This is a genomic window from Nonomuraea basaltis (assembly GCF_005893125.1).
Classification (GTDB): Bacteria; Actinomycetota; Actinomycetes; order Streptosporangiales; family Streptosporangiaceae; genus Nonomuraea; species Nonomuraea basaltis.
Genome location: NZ_VCJS01000447.1, coordinates 1 through 4,002 on the forward strand (window position 1 = coordinate 1; position 4,002 = coordinate 4,002).

Sequence of the window (4,002 nt, forward strand, 5' to 3'; positions counted from 1 at the left end):
CCCTTGCCGGATCGGTCACGGCCGGGTGCGGGCCTCCTGCGCCGCGTGCGTGGCGCCGGCCAGGATCGCGCCGTACTGGATGGCCACCAGGTGGCCGATCGGGATCGTCTCGTTGGACGCGTCCGCCTCCGCCTCCGCGCACCACCCGTCGTACGTCTCCGCCAGCGCGCCCGCCCGCTTCCGGATGACCGGGGTGGCGTTGCCGACCGCGAGCTCGCCCTCCAGCGCCCGCAGCAGCATCCCCCCGAACCGGAGCCGCACGCTGTGCAGCATGTCCCGGCAGGAGGCCACCTCGGCGACCGTGGCGGGCCGGTCGTTCTCCGGGGCCCCGGCCCGGCTCTGGTCGGTGGCCGCGTTCCCGGCGACCATCGGGATGAAGCACCTGCTCGCGCGGATGAACGCAGACCCCGTGACCAGGTCGGCGGAGACCGCGCGCAACGTCTCGTCGAGGACGGCGGAGGTGGCCTGGAGGTCCGCGGCGGAGGCGAGCAGCAGGTCTCGGTAGATCCGGCCGGTCGGTGTGGTGTCGCCGGCGGCGGCGTCCGTCCAGTAGGGCACCTCCGCCGTCAGCCCCAGCGCGCCGTACCTCTTGATGTAGGAGTCGCTGGCGGCGCCGCTGATGTGCTCCGTGGGGTCCTGACCGAGGGCCTCGAGGTAGTCGTAGGCGTCCTCCATCGTGGGAGCCAGGTACACGGCCTGCTCCAGCCGCTTCACGGAGGGATGCTCGGCCTCGCCGGCGTGCAGCGGCACGCCGTACCGCGCGGGCAGGGACTTGAGCAGCTCCTGGAGCGCCGGCTCGGACCGGGTCAGGTAGTAGAAGACGCCGCCCGACTCGCCGTTGTGCAGGGTGGTCAGGAACGACGGCCGGGTGTCGTCGATCAGCCGCATCAGGGCGAGCGTCTCGGGCAGCACCCGGTCGAAATAGGCCCTCTTGTACGAGAACGGGAACGTCCACTCGACCTGCTCGTCCCCGGCCGGCCGGTAGAAGTGCCTGCCGTAGTGCGCCCTGGTGAACGGCCCGGCGAACCAGCCCTCGTTGAGCCGCGTCCCGTCCGGGTCGAGGCAGCCCACGATGTGCCAGGTGCAGCCGGCCGAGCGGCGCAGCTCGGCGTCGGTGCACAGGCGCGTGGCGAGGTGCTGGACGGTCAGGCCGCCGATGGGCTCGTTGGGATGCGGCCCGGCGGCGACGACGGCGTGGTGCGGCCCGTCGCCCACGGTCAGGCAGAGCATGGGGGTCGCCCAGGCGGGAGGTGCCGATGCGGCGCAGCGACGCCACGCCGGGATGGGCGTCCGCCAGCCGGGTCAGGGCAGCGTGGACCTCGTCGACGGTCGCGAAGCGGTCGAAGTCCGGAACGGTGTCGAGTTCTTGGATGAGGGTGTCGAGCACGCCCTAGTGTGCACATGATCCGGACCCGGGGACATCGTGGGGAATCCCAAGGTCGCGCGCCGGCCCTTGTGGCAACCGTCAAAGCCGGGACCTGGTTCAATAGAGATCTGATCACGCTAAGGAGTGGAATGTCGGCATCTGACCTCATGCCTGATGGTCCGATGCCCGACGGGTCCATGACCGTTCCGTACCACCCGCCGCTGCGCCAGGTGCTCGAGACCCTGGGCGGCCACGTGCTCTCCGCCGCGTACGCGCCCGACGGCGAGGCGGTCACCCTGCGCGAGCCCATCGTGCACGATCCCGAAGACCCGCTCGACGAGCGGCCCGGCTGCGTCCTGCTCGCCGTGGGCGCGCGGGTGACCAGCCCGGACGCCCACGACCTGGTACGCCAGGCGGCCCGCCTCGGCTACCACGCCGTCGTCGTCAAGGACCGGGGAGCCGACCTCGGCCCCCTCGTCGACACGGCGAAGAACGCCGGCATCGCGCTGCTCATCGCCCCGCAGCGGATCCCGTGGCGCCAGCTCGACGCGCTGCTGACCGCTGCGATCTCCGGCCCGGGCTCGGCCACCACCACCTACTCCACGGTCGCCATCGGAGACCTGTTCGCGCTGGCCAACGCGATCGCCGCGACGATCGGCGGGGCCACCACCATCGAGGACCCGCAGGGCAACGTGCTGGGCTACTCCAACATCCCCGGCCAGGAGAAGGGCTCCCCGGCGCGGCCTGCGCACCGGGGAGCGGACATGCGCGGGCGGCTGGAGACGCCGCCCGGCGAGCTCTACGACACGATGAGCCTGGCCTGGTCGAACGGTGTCGAGCCGGCCGTGCACGCCATCGGCGACCTGGCCGCGAGCATCGCCCTGGACGCGTTCGAGCGCGTCGGCTGCGCGGGCAGGATCGAGCACGCGCAGCTCCTGCGGGCCGCGGATTTCGCGCGCTTCGCCCGGCCGGGGCTGATCGCCGGCGTCCAGCCCGCGCACGCGCCGGACGACCGGGAGGTGGCCGACCGGCACTGGGCGGGCCGGACGCACCGCGCCTTCGCCTACGCGGACCTGCTCGACGCGGGCGCCGCGCTGGAGCTCGGCTCCGACGCCCCCGTGGCACCGCTCGACCCCTGGGACGGTATGGCGGCGGCGATCGCCAGGACCGACGACGAGCGCCCCCCGTGGCACTCCGAGCAGGCCGTCCCGCTGCCGGCCGCCCTCGCCGCCGCCAGCCGCGGCCGGCACGGCGTCAAGCCGGGCGACCCCGCCGACCTCGTGATCACCGCGACCGACCCGGCGGACCTCGACCCGGCCGCGCTGCCCGGCATGGAGGTGCTCGGCACCCTGCTCAACGGCCGGTGGACGTACCGGCAACAGAGCTGAAACACGAGGTTGACCCGGCTGTCCGAGCTGACAATGCCGCACCACCGGGTTGAACCATTCCAACAATGATCAGCCCGGCGGTGCTATGGCACGCTCGTCAACCAAGCACAGGCCGCCGTCCCTTTGGAGTGTCAGCGGATGTCCGTCAAGACAACACTCGGAGCCGCCGTCGCGAGCGTTCTGGCCGTCACCATGACGGCCTGCTCCGCCGGCTCCAGCGCGTCCGCCCCTCAAGGGGAGAAGTCCTACTCGGTGGGCGTGACCACGTACTTCCTGTCCCACTTCACCCCCGGCAAGTCGGCCGCCAGCAACATCGACTACGCCCTGTTCACGCCGCTGACCCGCGTCGACACGGCGACGGGCAAGGCCGTGAACGCCGTCGCCGAGTCGATCGAGTCGGCCGACAACAAGACGTGGACGATCAAGCTCAAGCCGGGCTGGACGTTCCACAACGGGGAGGAGGTCACGGCGCAGTCGTTCGCCGACTCGTGGAACGCCACCGCGTACGGGCCCAACGCCTTCTCCGGCAACTTCCTGTTCGCCGATTTCGAGGGGTATGCCGACCTCAACCCCGCCGACGGCAAGCCGAAGACGAAGACGCTGTCCGGGGTCGAGGTGGTCGACAAGACCACGTTGAAGGTCACGCTCGGCAAGCCGCTCTCGCTGCTGCCGTACGTGCTGGGCCAGAACGCGTTCGCGCCCATGCCCAAGGCGGCCTTCGCCGACCTCGACGCGTTCGACCGCAAGCCGATCGGCAACGGCCCGTACAAGATGGAGGGCGACGGGCTGACCGCCGGGGTGACGAAGGTCGTCCTGCGGAAGTTCGGCCAGTACAAGGGGGAGCCGGGCGACGCGGCCACGATCGAGGTCAAGTCGTACCAGGACGAGGCCGCCGCCTACCGGGACCTGCAGGCCGGCAACCTCGACGTCACCCTGGTGTCCGGCAACAACCTCACCGACGCGGCCGGCCGGTTCAAGGACCGGCTGGTCCAGGTGCCGTACCCGGCGGTCGTCTATCTGGGGTTCCCGCTGTGGGACAAGCGCTTCTCCGACATCAAGGTGCGGCAGGCGTTCGCTCAGGCCATCGACCGCGACACCATCGTCAAGTCGCTGCTGCGCGGCTTCGGCCGGCCCGCCAAGGGCCTGGCGGGGGCGACCGTCCCCGGCGGCGGCGCCGCGGACTGCGTCACCTGCTCCTACGACCCGGCCAAGGCCAAGGCGCTGCTCGCCGAGGCGGGCGGGTGGGAG

General features: G+C 71.8%; 3 protein-coding genes. 2 read left to right on the top strand and 1 reads right to left on the bottom strand.

The genetic code is table 11. The features are described from left to right. Positions 1 to 15 precede the first annotated feature (15 nt). Entirely contained in the window at positions 16 to 1,230 is a 1,215-nt protein-coding gene (locus tag EJK15_RS68025) for a M14 family zinc carboxypeptidase (RefSeq protein ID WP_206062310.1), read from the bottom strand. A gap of 285 nt (positions 1,231 to 1,515) precedes the next feature. Between EJK15_RS68025 and EJK15_RS73985 the strand changes: the two genes are divergently transcribed. Together EJK15_RS73985 and EJK15_RS68035 are read left to right on the top strand one after the other, a co-directional pair. Continuing rightward, a complete protein-coding gene (locus EJK15_RS73985; RefSeq protein ID WP_240778126.1) occupies positions 1,516 to 2,754 on the top strand; it encodes an amidohydrolase family protein in 1,239 nt (412 codons plus the stop codon). Between the two features lie 138 nt (positions 2,755 to 2,892). Beyond that, positions 2,893 to 4,002, top strand: a 1,110-nt coding sequence (locus tag EJK15_RS68035) for a peptide ABC transporter substrate-binding protein (RefSeq protein WP_138720728.1), incomplete at its 3' end; no start/stop codon positions are given.

Bases quoted from the DNA above. Each gene is read 5' to 3' on its own strand.
- EJK15_RS68025 (WP_206062310.1), bottom strand. From the start codon at position 1,230: ATGCTCTGCCTGACCGTGGGCGACGGGCCGCACCACGCCGTCGTCGCC.
- EJK15_RS73985 (WP_240778126.1), top strand. From the start codon at position 1,516: ATGTCGGCATCTGACCTCATGCCTGATGGTCCGATGCCCGACGGGTCC.